Origin of the sequence: Kitasatospora sp. NPDC057595 (genome assembly GCF_042800875.1) — a bacterium.
Classification (GTDB): Bacteria; Actinomycetota; Actinomycetes; order Streptomycetales; family Streptomycetaceae; genus Kitasatospora.
In genome coordinates this window covers 113,326-128,806 of the sequence record NZ_JBHVGL010000018.1, presented here as the reverse complement: position 1 = coordinate 128,806, position 15,481 = coordinate 113,326, and the positions used below count along the sequence as shown (strand labels likewise).

Sequence of the window (15,481 nt, the reverse complement as noted above, 5' to 3'; positions counted from 1 at the left end):
GGTGGAACGGGACGGGTGGAACGGGACGGGCAGAGCGGGCTTCCCACCCTAGTCCGCGCCACCGACAGAGCCCGGAACACCGGAACGGCCGGACGGTCCGAGGACCGACCGGCCGTTCCGCGAGGGCGCGGAGGTCACCGCGGGGTGATCTCGCCCATCTCGCCCCAGCCGTCCATGCCGGGGATCTCGATCGAGACGATCCGCGGCTTGGCGGCCACCGCGTAGGACATGTCCTCCATCGCCTTCACGAAGTGCGCGGACTCCACGTGCTCCTTGCCCGCGTCGCCGTCGCGGAACGCCTCGACCAGGACGAACTCGTGGGGGTCGTCGACGCTGCGCGACCACTCGAAGAAGAGGTTGCCGGGCTCGTTGCGGGTGGCCCGGGTGAAGTCGTCGACGAGGCTGAGCCATTCGTCGGCGCGCTCGGGGCGGACCGCGAACTTGACGGTGATGAAGATCATGGGACTTCCTTTCGTTCCACGCCCGTCCGCGACCACCTTGGGAACGGCGGCCTCTCAACGAGCGCAGTGGTCATTGTCCCAGGTCGGACGGGGTACCGGGGATCGCAGTGGTCCACCGGGCGGGCACACCCGGCGGCCCCGTACCCGGATGGTCCATCTGGCGCGCGTGGCAAGGGATTTGCCCCTACGGTGCGGTTGCGGGGGGCTTCCTGAACGAGAGGTGTCAACTGCCATGGCGGGAAAGTTCGAGCTGTACACCGATGAGCACGGCATGCACCGGTTCCGGCTCAAGGCGAGCAACGGATCGATCGTGGTGACGGGCGACCCGGAGGAGAGCCGGGACGACTGCCTCAAGAGCATCGAGTCGATCCGCAAGCTCGCGCCCTACGCCGAGCTGAAGGAGGCGGCCGCCGGGCCGGCCTGAGGACTTCGGCGGCGCCCCTCACCGGGCGGGACGCGGGTCGGCGGGACAATTCGCCGACCCGCGTTCGTTTGTACGACAGATCCCTTTGGCCGCGTGCACGCCGGGGGTGGAGAGAACACGGACATGCGTGTCGTCATCGTCACCGAATCCTTTCCCCCCGAGGTCAACGGCGTCGCCCACAGCGTGCTGCGCACCGCCGAGCACCTGCTGCGCCGGGGACACCAGCCACTCGTCGTCACGCCGGCGCCCGCGCGCGGCGCGCAGAGTCCCTCGCACACCTTCGGCGCCGGCGGCGTGCCGGACGAGCTGCCGGTGGTGCGCGTCCCCTCCGTCCCGCTGCCCGGCTACCCCCAGGTCCGGATCGCGCTGCCCAGCAAGCAGCTGGCCGCCGCGATCCGCGGCCACCGGCCCGACCTCGTCCACCTGGCCAGCCCGTTCGTACTGGGCGCGCGCGGGGCGCAGGTCGCCGCCCGGCTCGGCGTGCCCGTCGTCGCCGTCTACCAGACCGACCTCGCCGGGTACGCGCACGCCTACCGGGCCGGGCGCGGGCTCGGCGAGACCGCCGCCTGGCACCGGATCCGCGCCGTCCACGGCCTCGCCGCCCGCACGCTCGCGCCGTCCACCCCCGCCGCCCAGGACCTCACCGCGCACGGGGTAGCCCGGGTCCAGCTGTGGCCGCGCGGCGTGGACTCGGTGCGCTTCCACCCGCGCCACCGCGACGAGGCGCTGCACCGGGCGCTCGCCCCCGGCGGCGAGGTGTTGGTCGGCTACGTCGGGCGGCTCGCGCCGGAGAAGCGGGTCGACCTGCTCGCCGAGACCGCCACGCTGCCCGGGGTTCGGGTGGTGGTCGTCGGCGACGGGCCGTCCGCGCCCGGGCTGAAGGCCGCCATGCCCGGTGCCGTCTTCCTCGGCCGGCGCACCGGCGAGGAACTGGCCCGATGTTTCGCCACCCTGGACGTCTTCGTGCACACCGGGCCGCTGGAGACGTTCTGCCAGACCATCCAGGAGGCGATGGCCAGCGGGGTCGCGGTGATCGGCCCGGCGGCGGGCGGCCCGCTCGACCTGGTCGCCCACCACCGCACCGGTCTGCTCGTCCCGCCCCGCGACGGCGCGGCGGTGGCCCGGGCGGTGACCGCCCTGGCCGGGGACGCGGAGCTGCGCGCCGGGTACGGGCGCGCCGGGCGGGCGGAGGTGACGGCCCGCACCTGGGAGGCCGTCGGGGACCTGCTGCTGCGCCACTACGCCGAGGTGCTCGCGGAGCACCACGGGGTGGCGGCCTCCCCGGCCTCCTCCGACTCCTCCGGCTCGGGCGCCTCGGCCGCCTCCGCCGCCGGCTCGCAGGCTCCGGCGCCCGCGGCCGGGCCCGGCCGGCCCACCGCCCCGCTGACGGAGGACCTGCCCGCATGACCGCCGCACCGCTGCGGATCGTCCGGGTGGCGAACTTCGTCACCCCCGTCTCCGGCGGACTGCGCACCGCGCTGCGCCACCTCGGCGCGGGCTACCGGGCCGCCGGGCACACCCCGGTGCTCGTCGTGCCCGGGGAGCGCCGCACCGTCGAGGAGGACGACCAGGGGCTGGTCGTCACGCTGCCCGGCCCCGTGCTCCCCGGCAGCGGCGGGTACCGGCTGCTCACCGACCGCCGCACGGTGGCCGCCGAGCTCGAACGGCTGGCCCCCGACCGGCTGGAGGTGTCCGACCGCACCACCCTGCGCTGGACCGGCGCCTGGGCCCGGCGGCACGGGGTGCGCTCGGCGATGGTGTCGCACGAGAGCGCCGTCGGCGTGCTGCGCACCTGGGGCGCGCCCGGCCCGGTCGCCGACGCGGCCGCCGACCGGCTCAACGGCCGCACCGCCCGGTCGTACGACACGGTGATCTGCACGACCGACTGGGCCGCCGCCGAGTTCCGCCGCCTGGGCGTGCGGAACCTCGCGCGCGCCCCGCTCGGCGTGGACCTCGCCGCCCTGTGCCCGCCGTCCCGCGACGACCGGGCGGCGGAGCGGGCCCGGTACGCGGCCCCCGGGCAGGTGCTGCTGGTGCTCTGCTCCCGGCTCTCCACCGAGAAGCGCCCCGCGCTCGCCCTCGACGCCCTGGCCGCGCTGCGGGCCGCCGGGGTCGACGCGGTGCTGGCCGTGGCCGGCACCGGCCCGCTGCGGTCACGGCTGGCCGCCCGGGCCGCGCGGGAGCGGCTTCCGGTGCACCTCCTCGGCCACCTGGCGGGACGCCCGGCCGTCGCCCGCCTGCTCGGCTGCGCGGACGTGGTGCTGGCGCCGGGGCCGGTGGAGACCTTCGGGCTCGCCGCACTGGAGGCGCTCGCCTGCGGCACACCGGTCGCCGTCCACCGCGGCTCCGCCCTGCCCGAGCTGGTCGGCACGGCCGGCGTGGCCGCCGAACCGACCGGCGCGGGGTTCGCGGAGGCGGTGCGCGAAGCCCTCGCGCGCCCCGAACCGGCCCGGCGCGCCGCCGCGCGCGCCCAGGCCGAACGGTACGGCTGGCCGGTGGCCGTGGCGGCCTTCCTCGCCGCCCACGGCGCGGCACCCGTCACCGCCCGCTGAGCGCGGGTCCCGCCCGCCACGGCCGGGCGGCAAGGGAGGAACGGAACAGCAGGGAACGGGTGGGAGGTCCGATGAACACCATCACCACAGTGGACGGAGGAGGCGGCACCGTACCGGGAGCCGCACACGGCGCGACCCGCGGGGGCGGGAGGCGGACCGGCGAGCCGGTCCGCTTCGTGGCCCTCGGCGACTCACTCACCGAGGGCGTCGGCGACCCGATCGCCGACGGCTGGCGCGGCTGGGCGGCCCTGCTCGCCCGGTCCCTGGCCCCGCCGCAGCCCGGCGTCGAGTTCACCAACCTCGCGCGCAGCGGCGCGCTCACCACCGACCTGACGGCGGAGCAGCTGCCCGCGGCGCTCACCCTGCGCCCGGGGTTCGCCGCCGTGGTGGCCGGCGGCAACGACACCCTGCGGTCCGGCTTCGACGTCGGCCGCACCACCCTGGCCCTGGACACCGTCCTCGGCCGGCTCACCGACAGCGGCGCCGTGGTGCTGACCGCCTGCCTGCCCGACCCGGGCGCCCTGCTGCGCCTGCCGCGTCCGCTCGCCCGGCCGCTGGCCCGGCGGATGCGCGCGGTGAACACCGTCGTGCACGCGCTCGCCGTCCGCCACGGGGCCGTCCACCTGCACATCGCCGAGCTGCCCTGGACGGCGGAGCGCCGGCTGCTGAGCGTCGACCGCCTCCACCCGAGCGCCGAGGGCCACCACCTGATCGCCCGCGGGTTCCACGACCTGCTCACCGCCGCCGGCCGCCCGCTCGGCCCGGCGCCCGCCCCGGAACCGGCCGAGCCGCCGCCCGGCACCCTGGCCGACGTCTGGTGGATGGCCACCAAGGGCACCCGCTGGGTCGCCGACCGCAGCACCGACCTGCTGCCGGGCCTGGTCGCCCTCGCCGCCGTGGAGGGCTACGCCCGCCTCCGCGGCACCACCGACCACCACGACCGCCGAATGGCCCACGCCACCACCACCGCCCTCGCCACCCTCCCAGCCCCCCGCCACTGACCCCGCCGACTCCCAACACCCTCCCCGGCCGCCCACGGAACCGAAAGTCGAACCCGCCGACTTCCCGCTCCGCCCGGCGCCGACCAGCGACTTCCGGAGCAGGAAGTCGAAGCCGCCGACCTCCGCGCTCGGCCGCGCGGGGAACCGGTGGGGCAGGGTCGGATCCCTTCCAGACCCGGACACCGCGGCGGAAGTGCGCTCAGCGGGCCGGAAGTTGCCGGCGGCAGCAAGGGCGCTACTCCCGAACGAGCCGCACAGGAAGTCGAACCCGCCGACTTCCCACTCCGCATGGCGCTCGGCGGGGCGGGTCGGATCTCCTCCACACCCGGCTCTCGCGGCGGGAGTTGCCGATGCAGGAGGTCGAACCCGCTGGGTGTGGGGAACCGGTGGGGTGGGGTGGGGTGTCTTCCAAGGTCCGGATGGCGTGGTGGAGGGAGTGCGGGTGACGGGGCGGGAGTTGTTGGCGGCGGCGGGGGTGCTGTGTCCGGACGAGCGGGGGCGGGTGCTGGTGGTGCGGTTGCCTTACGACCGCAGGCATCCGGTGGCGGTGCCGGGCGGTGGGTGGGATCCGCAGGACGTCTCGCCGCGCCGCACGGCGGTGCGGGAGATCGAGGAGGAGCTGGGCTTCACGCCGCGGCTCGGGCCGTTGGCCTGCCTGGACTGGACCCTGGACCATGACCGCCCTCCGATCGCCGCCCACCTGTACTGGTCCGAGCCGCTGACACCGGAGCAGGCGGCGGCGTTCACGCCGGACCGCGCCGAGGTGGGCGGCTGGGCGTGGCTGACGCCCGAGCAGGCGGGCCGGGCGCTGCCGCCGAGGCTCTCCCGACGGGTGACGGCCTGCCTGCGGGCGCCCCGCGCGGCCGGGCCGCTGGAACTGGAGGACGGTCTGCCGGTCGGACACACGCTCGACCACCTGACGCCGGGACCGGCCCCCGCGTACACGGGCACGGCGGGACTGTCCGAACTGTCCGAGCACTGGCCGCCCCCGGGAACGGCGCCCGAGCCGCCCGCCGACGCCCCGCCGTTGCTGGACCGGGAGGCGTACATCGCGAGCCGTCCGCGGATCCGGGCCAAGGCCCGCACGGTGTTCACGGACCGGGCGGGCCGCGTGCTGCTGGTGCGGCAGCGGCCGTGGGACCTGCCGGGCGGCGACGTGCCGTACTGGACGCTGCCCGGCGGCGGGGTCGAGGCGGACCGTGAGCTGCCCCGGGCGGCGGCCGGTCGTGAGATCCGTGAGGAGCTGGGCTGGTCCGGCGAACCGGGGCGGCTGCTCGCGCTGGACTGGATGCCCGGCCGGGCCGCGGACCCGGCGGCGGTCCGCGACACCGCTGTCCTGGTGTACCTGTTCGACGGCGGCACGGTGGCCGACGAACGGTTCGCGTCGATCACGCTGGCCGAGGACGAGCTGGCCGAGTGGCGGCTCTGCGACCCGGTGGAGGCGCGGGCGCTGTTGACGCCGGCGTCCTGGGCCCGGACGGCGGCCGCGCTGGCGGCGCGGGAGCGGCCGGGCGGCCCGGCCGAGCTGGTCGGCGGCCACCCGGCCGACTGACCGGCGCCGGACACACGGCCGGACACGCGCCGCCGGCGCGGCCGGGCGCGCGGCGGGACAGGCGGCGTCCCGCCGGTCCACACTGGCCGCATGCAGAACACGCAGCACGCTCCGCGCGCCGGGGACGGCCTCGCCGCCGTCCTGGCCGGTCGCCGGGTGACGGCGGTCCGCGGCGGCGACCGGCTCGACCTCGAACTCGACGGTCCGGTCCTCGTCCGGGTGGCACAGGAGTTCCGGCTCACCGGACCCGCCGGGGTCGCGATCTTCTATCCCGAGCTGACCTTCCGGCCCACCGGACCACTGCTCGCTCTGGTCGGCCGGACGGTCGGCACCGCCCTGGTCACCCCGGCCGGAGGGCTGGAGCTGACCTTCGCGGGCGGGGACGAGGGCGAGGACGAGGACGGCGGGACGCTGTCCGTCCCGCCGCACGCGCTGCTCGCGCCGTGGCGGGTGGTCACGCCCGACGGCACGGCGTGGGCGGGGCTCCCCGGCGGCGAGGTGGCCGGGTCCGGGGAGCCGGCCCCGGTCAGACCTCCAGGTCCGCCTCGATCCTGGTGAGCTGGTGGCGGGCCATCGCCAGGTTCGCCCGGCCCTTGTCCAGCGCCAGGTAGAGGAACAGACCCTTGCCGCTGCGGCTGGTGAGCGGGCGGATCAGGTGGTACTGGCTGCTGAGGGTGATGAGGATGTCCTCGATCCCGTCGGTGAGGCCCAGCATGTCCATGGTGCGCATCTTGGCCCGGACCACGTCGGTGTTCCCGGCGGCGGCCACGTTGAGGTCGAGGCCGCCGGGGCCGTCGAGGGTGGCCAGCGCCATGCCGCTGTTGTAGTCGACCAGGGCCGCGCCGATGGCGCCCTCGATCGCGGTCATGGCCTGCTTCAGCGCGCCTGCGGCGTCGGTCATGGTGGTATCTCCCGTTCGTCGGTGAGTCGGTCGTTCGGTCGTTCGGTCGCTCGGTGGACAGGTCGTGCGGTCACAGGTGGGACGAGCCGGGCCCGTCAGAGCTCCCGGGTCTCCTTGGTCTGCAGCGCCTCGTTGAGGAGTGCGGCGATGCGCTGGGCGGAGCGGCGGGCCTCCAGGTGCAGGCGGCCGATGTTCGCGTCCGGGTGGGCGAGCAGGGTGAGCACGCAGCTGCCGCCGGCCGCGTAGGTGGCGACGTAGCCGTGCTCGCCGCGGACCAGCGACTCCCGGAACTCGCCCTGGCCGGTGCTGTCGGCGAGCCGCTGGGCCAGGCCGAGCGAGGTGGCGGTCATCGCCGCCAGGCCCGAGGGTTCGGTCCCGTGGGTGTCGTGGGCGATCAGCAGTCCGTCCACACTGGCCACCAGGCCGCCCGCGAGGTGCGGCATCCGGTGCTTGATGGCGCGGAGTTCGGCCAGCAGATCGGTCTCCAAGGCGATCAGTTGCCTCCTTCCGACACGCTGCTTGAGCGCCCGCCTCATGACCGTGAGGCCGGGGTCGCGGGCGGAGCGTGGTTCAAAGTCGGGCCTCCAGAAGGGTTCGGACCCGGATCAGCAGGGCGATGTCCGGATCGGTGTCGGTGGGCGGGACGGCGGCGCCCCGCAGGACAGCGGCGCCCCGCAGGACGGCGGCGCCCGGCGGGACGGCGGCGGGGTCCGGCCCGCGCGGCTCGCCGGCGAGGGCGGCGAGCGCCGCGCCGGGCACCCGCCGGTGCAGCCCGCCGGAGGCCTGCCGCGGCGGTCCCCCGCCAAGCGCCCCGTGCGCCGTACCGGCAGCCGTACGCCCGGTGTCGGGACCGGCCAGCAGACCGGCGGCGGCGAGCCGGCGCACGTCCGCCGTCGTCGCGAACGCGGAGCGGCCGAGCAGTCGGGCCAGCTCCGCCGGGGTTCTCCGGCCGTCCGCGTGGTCGAGCAGCTCGCGCTGGCAGCGGGTCGGCGGGCGCAGCCGGCGGGCGTGGCGCGCGGGGGCCGGGGCGGCGGTCGGGGCGGCCCGGCACAGCGGCGCGGTGTCGAACTGCGCCGAGGGCCAGATCCGGTCCAGCAGGTGCTGCCGCCGGGCGGCCTCCCGGCGCAGCCGGTGGGCGCCGACCGAGGTCACCGGGCCGAGCCAGTGCCGTACGCCGGGAGTGAAGGTCCAACAGGCCGGAGCCGGATGCCCGTTGGGAACACCGGGCGCGCCGGATGCGTCAGCCGCGTCGAACAGGAAGCAGGCGGCGTCGTAGAGCGCGCCGAGGTGGCAGAGTTCGAGCTCGCCCCTGGTCAGCCGGCCCTGTTCGACCAGGCCTTCACCGACCCGGGCGTGCGGGCCGAACCGGTGGACCGCCTCCTGCCAGGTCTCGCGGGTGAGCCGCCCGCAAGCGGTGAGCAGGGTGGCGAGGTCGGGGGCCCGGTCGGATTCGGCGTGGGCGACCAGGCCGTCGACGAGGTAGACGGTGCCGGCTGGGCCGCGCAGGGCGCCGGTGGCGCGTTCCCCGGCGAGCCGTTCGACGGCCGCCCCGGGCGTCCAGCCGGGGCCGGCACCGGTGACCGGGTGGACGAGGGCGCCGCCCGGTGGCCGGAACCCGACGGCACCGCGCACTCCCGGAGCTCCCTCGGCTCCCGGAGCCCGCTGGCCCCTCGCGGCGGGATTCGCACCGGAGTTCGTCATCCGAGCACCAGTTCCTCGGCGATCGACTGCAGCCGGAACCGGGCGACGGCGAGGTTGCCCTCGGCCCGGTCGAGCCAGAGGTGCAGCACGAGCCGGCTGTCGAAGACGGTGTCGATGAAGCAGAGCAGGTGGTAACTGTGGCCGGCGGTCAGGATGATGTCCTGCATCGGCGCCGCGCGATCCTCCCCCGCGGCGAAGGTCGCGGCCTCAACAGCCGCCCGTACCAAGTCGGTTGCCTCCGCGGCCGTGGTGTCGTGGTCGCCGGTCGGACTGACTCCGACACTGCCCAGGGCGAGCCCGCTGCTCCAGTCGATCAGACTGGCGGCGCGGGCCCCGGCGATCGCCATCGCCCGGGACAGGCACTCGTCGATACCCGGCACTCGGGCTCCTTCGGAGGGGGGTTCGGGGAGGAAACGGCGCGGCGGGGCATGACCGCCGAACGCCGGCCGGACTGCCACGACCCGTGGCGGGCTCGACACGGAAGGCTACTGATGGAATCCATGCAGGGAACGTTCCAATGGCATAGTCACACCACAGCGGCGTGTTTTCGGCCATCCTTTGACGCTGCGTCAGCTACTCCCACCCGGAATCACCGCTGACCGCACAACCGTGCGCGACACGAACGAACGATCCACCTGGGATGCCACCTTGGCCGATTGTCGGCCGCTCCCATGGGTTTCGGGGCCGTGTTTGCGATAGAACCGGTGCGCCCCGAACCGGTGTGCCTGGAGGAACGGCACAACGACGAAGCGGCCGCCCCCCGCAGGGGAACGGCCGCTTCCGATGGAGCGCCAGGCCCGGGTTGCACGGACTCTTCCTACTGAAAGTAGGACGTGCTCTGGTAGCACCGCTGACGCCTGGTCGGCCCGGTCCCGACCCCCGCTCCGCGAAGATCGTTCCCTTCCGACGAGAAGAACACTAGCAGGCCGTCACGCCTGGTCAGAAATCGGATCCCCGGCACCCTCGCCCCGCCCGCGACCGGCGGGCAGCAGCGTCCGGTAGCCGGCGATCAGCGCCGCGAGCCCGATCTCGAAGGCCTGGTCCGCGCGGCGGCGCCCGGCCGGGACGGCGGCCAGCGCGTCGGCCAGCCGCGGGGTGGCGGCCCGGTCGACGGCATCGACCATGACGGCGGGCGCGACGAGGTCCAGTGCCGAGCCGAGGATGAAGCTCTCCAGTGCGGTGATCATGCCCATCACCTCCTCCGGCGCGAACCCGGCGGCCTCCAGGGTGCCCACGGCCCGCTCGTACACCTCGTGCATGAACGGTTCGGCGAGCGGCGCGGTGGCCAGCAGCCGGATGATGCCGGGATGCTCGGCGAAGGCCTCGCGGTAGGCGCGGGCCCAGCCGCCCAGCGCCTCGTCCCACGGCCGGTCCCAGAGCGACCGCTCACCGATGGAGCGGACGAGCTCGGCGCGCATCAGGGCGACGATCTCGGCCCGCCCGGAGACGTGGTGGTACAGCGCCGAAGGGCTGACCTTGAGCGCACCCGCCAGGGCGGGGATGGTGAGGTCGCCGGCCTCGTCGACCAGCCGCAGCGCGCTCTGCACGATGCGCTCACGGTCCAGCAGGGGTGTGCGCGGCCTGGCCATGGGGGCTTCCGTCCTTGTCGGCTCGTCGACTCGTCGGCGACGACGATCGCGGTGTCGCCGCGCGGCACGGCTCGGCGGCGCGGCCCTACGATCATCGCGCAAGATCATCGTGATGAAAAAGTAATCGAATGACTTTCAATAAAAGCCTTCCGCGTTCCGGGCGGCCGCACCTACGGTTACCGAATCCCATTCAGTTAACCAGGTCACACCAGACCGCACCGGGAGAGGACGCACCCGCATGCGCGCCGACACGATCTTCACCGGGGGCCGGATCCACACCGGCGACCCGGCCCACCCCGTCACCGACGCCCTCGCCGTCACCGCCGGGCGGATCACCGCCCTCGGCGCCGCGGCGCACGCCCTGCGCGACGGGCGGACCGAGACCGTCGACCTGGCCGGCGGCGCCCTGCTGCCGTCCTGGGGCGACGGCCACGTCCACCCGCTGCTCGGCGGGCTCGGCCTGCGCGGGGTCCCGGTCCGGGACTGCGCCAGCCTGGCGGAGGTCGTCGAGGCGGTCCGCGTCTGGGCCGATCGGCACCCCGAGGCCGAGTGGATCACCGGCGACGCCTTCGACCCGTGGCTCGCCGAGGGCGGACTGTTCGACGCGGCGCTGCTCGACGCGGTCGTGCCCGACCGTCCGGTGCTGCTGCGCACCATGGACCACCACACCGGCTGGGCCAACAGCGAGGCACTGCGCCGGGCCGGGTACACCGCCGACACGCCCGAGCCGGCCCACGGCGAGATCGTCCGCCGCGCCGACGGCAGCCCGCTCGGCACGCTGCGCGAGTTCGGCGCGCTCAACCCCGTGCTCGCCCTGGTACCGCTGCCCGACCTCGCCGAGCAGGTCGACGCGCTGCGCGGGACGGCCCGGATGCTCGCCTCCGCCGGGATCACCTGGGTCCAGGACGCCTGGGTCGAGCCGGCCCAGGTCGACACCTGGATCGCCGCCGTCGCCGACGGCCGGGACGACGAGGCCCTCGCCGTGCGGGCCAACCTCGCGCTGCTGCTGGAGCCGGACGGCTGGCGCGAGCGGCTGCCGGGGCTCGCCGCCGACCGCGAGCGGGTCGACGCCGCCGGACGCGGCCGGCTCACCGCGCGGGCCGTCAAGTTCTTCGCCGACGGGGTCCTGGAGTCCGGCACCGCCGCGCTGCTGGAGCCGTACACCGACTGCCCGCACTCGCACGGCGCCGCCAACTGGACCGCCGAGGAGCTCGCCGACGCCGTCACCGCCGTCGACGCGCTCGGCTTCCAGCCGCACATCCACGCCATCGGCGACCGCGGTGTGCGGATCGCCCTGGACGCGATCGAGGCCGCCGCACGCCGCAACGGACCCCGCGCCCGCCGCCCGGTGATCGCGCACGTCCAGCTGGTCGACCCGGCGGACCTGCCGCGCTTCGCCGAACTCGGCGTGATCGCCAACTTCGAGCCGCTCTGGGCGCAGCCCGACCCGCTGATGACCGAGCTGACGCTGCCCCGGATCGGCCCCGAGCGCGGCGCCCGGCAGTACCGGATCGCCGCCCTGCTGCGCGACGGCGCGCGGGTCTCGTTCGGCAGCGACTGGCCGGTCACCCGCTACGAGCCGCTGGCCGGGCTGGCCACCGCCGTCACCCGGCAGACTCCCGAGGGCCTGCCGGAGGGCGGCTGGCTGCCGCAGGAGCGGATCGGCCTCGCCGAGGCGCTCGCCGCCTACTCCGCCGGCGTGGCGCACCAGGCGTTCGAGGAGGACGCCTGGGGGGTGCTGCGGGTCGGCCTGCGGGCGGACCTGGTGCACCTGGCCGCCGACCCGTACGCCGTCCCGGCGGGCGAGCTGGCCGGGGTCGCCGTCCTCGGCACCTGGCTGGGCGGCCGCCGCACGCACTGAGCGCCCGCGCCCCGACCCGATCGACGGCACGCGCGCCGGGCGCGTCGAAGGCGCGTACCAGGCGCATGCCGAAGCCGTCCGCGCCCCCACCCGGACGGTCTGCCCTACCCTCGACCGCACGACCCCAGGAGAGCTCCCCCATGCACCTGCCCTCCGAGACGGCCGCCCCCGCGGCCGCGCCCACGGCCCGGTCCTCGACCACGGCCCAGTCCCCGGCCTCGGCGCCCGGGCTGGAACGCGGTGTCCTCGGCACCGGCGACATCGTCTTCTTCGTCGTGGCCGCCGCCGCCCCGCTCACCGTGATGGCCGGGGTCGCGCCCTTCGCCATCGCCTTCGGCGGCATCGGCGCCCCGGCCGCCTACCTGGCCACCGGCCTCGTCCTCGCCCTGTTCGCCGTCGGCTTCACCACCATGGCGGCGCACGTGCGCAACGGCGGTGCCTTCTACGCCTACATCACCCGCGGCCTCGGCCGCCCCGCCGGGCTCGGCGCCGCGCTGCTGGCGGTGCTGTCGTACAACGCGATCCAGATCGGCATGTTCGGCGCCTTCGGCTACTTCGCCAAGGAGACCGCCGGGGACCTGCTGGGCGTGGACCTGCCCTGGCCGCTCTGGTCGCTGCTCGGGGTCGCGGCGGTCTGGTTCCTCGGCTACCGCTCGATAAACCTCGGCGCCAAGGTGCTCGGCGCGCTGCTGATCGCCGAGACCGGCATCCTGCTGGTGCTCGCCGTCGCGATCCTGGCCAGGGGCGGGGCGCACGGCCTCTCACTCGCCTCGTTCTCGCCCGGGAACATGGCCACCGGCGGCATGGGCGGCGTGCTCGGCCTGTCCTTCGCCGCGTTCGTGGGCTTCGAGGCCACCGCGATCTACCGCGAGGAGGCCCGCACCCCGCACCGCACGGTGCCCCGGGCCACCTACGCCGCGATCGCCTTCCTCGGGCTGTTCTACACCTTCATCACCTGGACGATCGTGCAGGCCTTCGGCGACGCCGGGGCGGTGGCCGCCGCGACCGAGGACCCGGCCGGGATGTTCTTCACCGCGATGACCGAGTACGTCGGCGGCTGGGCGACGGACCTGCAGCGCGTCCTCATCGTCACCAGCCTGCTGGCCGCGCTGCTCGCCTTCCACAACACCATCACCCGCTACGGCCACGCGCTGGCCTCCGAGGGCGCCGCACCGGCCGCGCTCGGGCGGATCCACCCCCGGCACCGCTCGCCGTGGATCGGCGGGATCGTCCAGAGCCTGCTCGCGGCGGGCGCCGTCGTGGTGGCCGCGCTGATCGGCGCCGACCCGTACAACCAGTTCTTCCTCTGGGTGAACTCCCCCGGCGTGGTGGGCATCCTGCTGCTCCAGGCGCTGGCCGGGCTGGCCGTGTACGCGTTCTTCCGGCGCGAGCGGGCGGCCGCGGCGAGCGCGGGCCGGCTGCGCACGGCGGTCGCGCCGCTGCTCTCCACGGCGCTGCTGTGCGGTGCGACCGCGCTGGTGGTCTGGCGCCTCGACCTGTTCACGGCGGCCGGACCGGAGGTCAACTGGCCGCTGGTGTCGGTGGTCCCGGTGGTGTTCCTGGCCGGCGTGGGCCTCGCCCTGCGGCTGCGCTCGCGCCGCCCGGAGGTGTACGCCCGGCTCGGCACCGCGGACGTGGACGCGGACGTGGACGTCGACGGCGAGCCGGATCCGCACTGAGGAACCCGCTCCGGCACCGCGCCGCAGCCGCTCCCGCACCGACCGGGTGTCCGGTGGACCGGGCACCCGGTCGGCGTACGATCGAAGTGCGGCGACCTCCCGCGCGCCCCTCGTCCAGGGGGCGCGGACGCGGTGGTCGGCGCCCCCGGACGCTTCCCGGCCGCCTGCGGCGGCACCCGGCGCCGCACCCGGTCGAAGGCCGGCGGAGTACCCGACACAGGGAAGAGCGGACCATGTCACTCTCCACCACTCCGACGACCGGCCCGGACCGGGCCGGCCCCCAGACCTTCGAGACGATTCCCGTGGGCACGGGCCCGCACAGCGTGGCCGCGAGCCGCGACGGCCGGCGGGTCTACGTCACCAACTTCCTCGACGGGACGGTCACCGCCGTCGACACCCCGGCGAACACCGTCGCCCTGACCTTCCCGGCCGCCGTCGGCCCGTACGGGGTGGCCGTGGACCCGGCCGGCGATCACGTGTACGTCGCCGAGAACTCCTCCACCTTCGTCAAGGTGTTCGACGCCGCCACCGGCAAGGGGACCATCGACACCGGCATGGGTGCCCGGCCGTACGGTCTGGCCGTCACCGTCCACCCCGAGCAGTTACTGATCGCCAACGCCATCGACAACCAGGTGATGATCTCCGACCTGCTCACCAAGAGCCACGGCAGCCTGACCGGCATCGACTTCCCGGTCGCCCTGGCGGCGAGCGCGGACGGCAACCGCTTCTACGCCAGCAACTACTTCGCCGCCACGGTGTCGGTGTACGACGCGACCGAGGTCATCGAGGTCGACGGGCCCAAGCCGGCCGAGCCGCTCGCGGTGATCACGGTGGACCGCGGGCCGTACGGGCTCGCCGGCGACGTGCACGACGAACGGCTGTACGTGGCCCACTTCCCCTTCGACACGGTCTCGGTGATCGACCTCGGCAGCAACACCGTCACCCGCACCATCGCCGTGTCCGGCGGCCCGCGGGGCGTCGCCGTCAGCCCGGACGGCAGCCGCCTCTACGTCAGCAACTTCTTCGGGCGGACGCTGACGGTCGTCCCCCTCTGACCCCCTCCGGCCCATACATTCGCATGCGTGTTCGATTCTCGGCGTAGGCTGGACCCATGAGCACCACCGCCGCCGTCCACCTCCAGCCGTCGCTGTTCGACGACCCCGGCCCGGCCGGTCCCGTCCTGGGGCCGCTGACCGGCGTGCGCCGGGAGGTGCTGGGCTCGGGCGCCTGGGTGGACCTGCTGCCCGGCTGGCTGCACGGCGCCGACCGGCTGTTCGAACAGCTGGCCGCCGAGGTGCCCTGGCGGGCCGAACGGCGCGAGATGTACGAGCGCACCGTGGACGTCCCCCGGCTGCTCGCCGCCTACGGCGAAGGGGACGCGCCGCCGCACCCGGTGCTCGGCGAGGCCCGCGCGGCGCTCGGCGCGCACTACGCGCGGGAGCTGGGCGAGCCGTTCCGCACCCTCGGCCTCTGCTACTACCGGGACGGCCGGGACAGCGTGGCCTGGCACGGCGACCGGATCGGGCGCGGCGCGCGCCAGGACACCATGGTGGCGATCCTGTCCGTCGGCGAGCCCCGGCCGCTGCTGCTGCGCCCCCGGGGCGGCGGCGGACCGGTGCTGCGGCACCGGCTCGGGCACGGGGACCTGCTGGTGATGGGCGGCTCCTGCCAGCGCACCTGGGAGCACGCGGTGCCCAAGACGGCCCGCCCGGCGGGCCCCCGGATCAGTATCCAGTTCCGGCCGCGCGGCGTCTCCTGAG

At 75.4% G+C, this 15,481-nt stretch carries 16 protein-coding genes; 10 read left to right on the top strand and 6 right to left on the bottom strand.

All coding sequences use genetic code 11. From position 1 onward, the window contains the following. Positions 1-134 precede the first annotated feature (134 nt). Positions 135-461: a putative quinol monooxygenase gene (locus tag ACFU9E_RS25385; protein ID WP_380683613.1), complete on the bottom strand. Its 327-nt coding sequence runs from the start codon at positions 459-461 to the stop codon at positions 135-137. Between the two features lie 232 nt (positions 462-693). Between ACFU9E_RS25385 and ACFU9E_RS25380 the strand changes: the two genes are divergently transcribed. The 6 genes from ACFU9E_RS25380 to ACFU9E_RS25355 all read left to right on the top strand — a co-directional run bounded on the left by ACFU9E_RS25380 (position 694) and on the right by ACFU9E_RS25355 (position 6,548). Next, entirely contained in the window at positions 694-885 is a 192-nt protein-coding gene (locus tag ACFU9E_RS25380) for a YegP family protein (protein WP_380683612.1), read from the top strand. Between the two features lie 123 nt (positions 886-1,008). Continuing rightward, a complete protein-coding gene (locus ACFU9E_RS25375) occupies positions 1,009-2,292 on the top strand; it encodes a glycosyltransferase family 4 protein (protein WP_380683611.1) in 1,284 nt (427 codons plus the stop codon). Further along, positions 2,289-3,437: a glycosyltransferase gene (locus ACFU9E_RS25370; RefSeq protein WP_380683610.1), complete on the top strand. Its 1,149-nt coding sequence runs from the start codon at positions 2,289-2,291 to the stop codon at positions 3,435-3,437. Before ACFU9E_RS25375 ends, ACFU9E_RS25370 begins: the two co-directional genes overlap by 4 nt. 71 nt (positions 3,438-3,508) lie before the next feature. Further along, the gene (locus tag ACFU9E_RS25365) at positions 3,509-4,438 is read left to right on the top strand and encodes an SGNH/GDSL hydrolase family protein (RefSeq protein ID WP_380683609.1); all 930 of its coding nucleotides are present in this window, start codon (positions 3,509-3,511) and stop codon (positions 4,436-4,438) included. A 424-nt stretch (positions 4,439-4,862) separates the two neighbouring features. Next, positions 4,863-5,990 (top strand): NUDIX domain-containing protein, encoded by a 1,128-nt coding sequence (locus tag ACFU9E_RS25360; protein WP_380715356.1) that lies wholly within the window; start codon positions 4,863-4,865, stop codon positions 5,988-5,990. A gap of 90 nt (positions 5,991-6,080) precedes the next feature. Further along, a complete protein-coding gene (locus ACFU9E_RS25355) occupies positions 6,081-6,548 on the top strand; it encodes a DUF6188 family protein (protein ID WP_380684531.1) in 468 nt (155 codons plus the stop codon). On the opposite strand, the gene ACFU9E_RS25350 is transcribed toward ACFU9E_RS25355, so the two are convergent. From ACFU9E_RS25350 to ACFU9E_RS25330, 5 genes are all read right to left on the bottom strand, one after another. Then, positions 6,517-6,891, bottom strand: a complete 375-nt coding sequence (locus tag ACFU9E_RS25350; RefSeq protein WP_380684530.1) for a hypothetical protein — start codon at positions 6,889-6,891, stop codon at positions 6,517-6,519. The two genes, ACFU9E_RS25355 and ACFU9E_RS25350, sit on opposite strands and share 32 nt — an antisense overlap. 95 nt (positions 6,892-6,986) lie before the next feature. Continuing rightward, a complete protein-coding gene (locus ACFU9E_RS25345; protein WP_380684529.1) occupies positions 6,987-7,379 on the bottom strand; it encodes a roadblock/LC7 domain-containing protein in 393 nt (130 codons plus the stop codon). Between the two features lie 82 nt (positions 7,380-7,461). Further along, on the bottom strand, positions 7,462-8,523 hold the full coding sequence (locus ACFU9E_RS25340) for a hypothetical protein (RefSeq protein WP_380684528.1): 1,062 nt from the start codon (positions 8,521-8,523) through the stop codon (positions 7,462-7,464). Positions 8,524-8,588: 65 nt separating this feature from the next. Beyond that, a complete protein-coding gene (locus ACFU9E_RS25335) occupies positions 8,589-8,972 on the bottom strand; it encodes a hypothetical protein (RefSeq protein WP_380684527.1) in 384 nt (127 codons plus the stop codon). 549 nt (positions 8,973-9,521) lie between these two features. Further along, positions 9,522-10,181, bottom strand: coding sequence for a TetR/AcrR family transcriptional regulator (locus ACFU9E_RS25330; protein ID WP_380684526.1), 660 nt, complete (start codon positions 10,179-10,181; stop codon positions 9,522-9,524). A 238-nt stretch (positions 10,182-10,419) separates the two neighbouring features. Between ACFU9E_RS25330 and ACFU9E_RS25325 the strand changes: the two genes are divergently transcribed. The 4 genes from ACFU9E_RS25325 to ACFU9E_RS25310 all read left to right on the top strand — a co-directional run bounded on the left by ACFU9E_RS25325 (position 10,420) and on the right by ACFU9E_RS25310 (position 15,480). Then, on the top strand, positions 10,420-12,042 hold the full coding sequence (locus tag ACFU9E_RS25325) for an amidohydrolase (protein ID WP_380684525.1): 1,623 nt from the start codon (positions 10,420-10,422) through the stop codon (positions 12,040-12,042). A gap of 140 nt (positions 12,043-12,182) precedes the next feature. Next, on the top strand, positions 12,183-13,721 hold the full coding sequence (locus ACFU9E_RS25320; RefSeq protein WP_380684524.1) for an APC family permease: 1,539 nt from the start codon (positions 12,183-12,185) through the stop codon (positions 13,719-13,721). A 233-nt stretch (positions 13,722-13,954) separates the two neighbouring features. Then, positions 13,955-14,776 (top strand): YncE family protein, encoded by an 822-nt coding sequence (locus tag ACFU9E_RS25315; RefSeq protein WP_380684523.1) that lies wholly within the window; start codon positions 13,955-13,957, stop codon positions 14,774-14,776. A gap of 56 nt (positions 14,777-14,832) precedes the next feature. Continuing rightward, positions 14,833-15,480, top strand: coding sequence for an alpha-ketoglutarate-dependent dioxygenase AlkB (locus ACFU9E_RS25310; RefSeq protein WP_380684522.1), 648 nt, complete (start codon positions 14,833-14,835; stop codon positions 15,478-15,480). The last annotated feature ends 1 nt before the right edge of the window (position 15,481 follow it).

Bases quoted from the DNA above. Each gene is read 5' to 3' on its own strand.
- ACFU9E_RS25385 (WP_380683613.1), bottom strand. From the start codon at position 461: ATGATCTTCATCACCGTCAAGTTCGCGGTCCGCCCCGAGCGCGCCGAC.
- ACFU9E_RS25330 (WP_380684526.1), bottom strand. From the start codon at position 10,181: ATGGCCAGGCCGCGCACACCCCTGCTGGACCGTGAGCGCATCGTGCAG.
- ACFU9E_RS25355 (WP_380684531.1), top strand. From the start codon at position 6,081: ATGCAGAACACGCAGCACGCTCCGCGCGCCGGGGACGGCCTCGCCGCC.
- ACFU9E_RS25310 (WP_380684522.1), top strand. From the start codon at position 14,833: ATGAGCACCACCGCCGCCGTCCACCTCCAGCCGTCGCTGTTCGACGAC.
- ACFU9E_RS25350 (WP_380684530.1), bottom strand. From the start codon at position 6,891: ATGACCGACGCCGCAGGCGCGCTGAAGCAGGCCATGACCGCGATCGAG.
- ACFU9E_RS25320 (WP_380684524.1), top strand. From the start codon at position 12,183: ATGCACCTGCCCTCCGAGACGGCCGCCCCCGCGGCCGCGCCCACGGCC.
- ACFU9E_RS25325 (WP_380684525.1), top strand. From the start codon at position 10,420: ATGCGCGCCGACACGATCTTCACCGGGGGCCGGATCCACACCGGCGAC.
- ACFU9E_RS25315 (WP_380684523.1), top strand. From the start codon at position 13,955: ATGTCACTCTCCACCACTCCGACGACCGGCCCGGACCGGGCCGGCCCC.
- ACFU9E_RS25380 (WP_380683612.1), top strand. From the start codon at position 694: ATGGCGGGAAAGTTCGAGCTGTACACCGATGAGCACGGCATGCACCGG.
- ACFU9E_RS25375 (WP_380683611.1), top strand. From the start codon at position 1,009: ATGCGTGTCGTCATCGTCACCGAATCCTTTCCCCCCGAGGTCAACGGC.
- ACFU9E_RS25365 (WP_380683609.1), top strand. From the start codon at position 3,509: ATGAACACCATCACCACAGTGGACGGAGGAGGCGGCACCGTACCGGGA.
- ACFU9E_RS25370 (WP_380683610.1), top strand. From the start codon at position 2,289: ATGACCGCCGCACCGCTGCGGATCGTCCGGGTGGCGAACTTCGTCACC.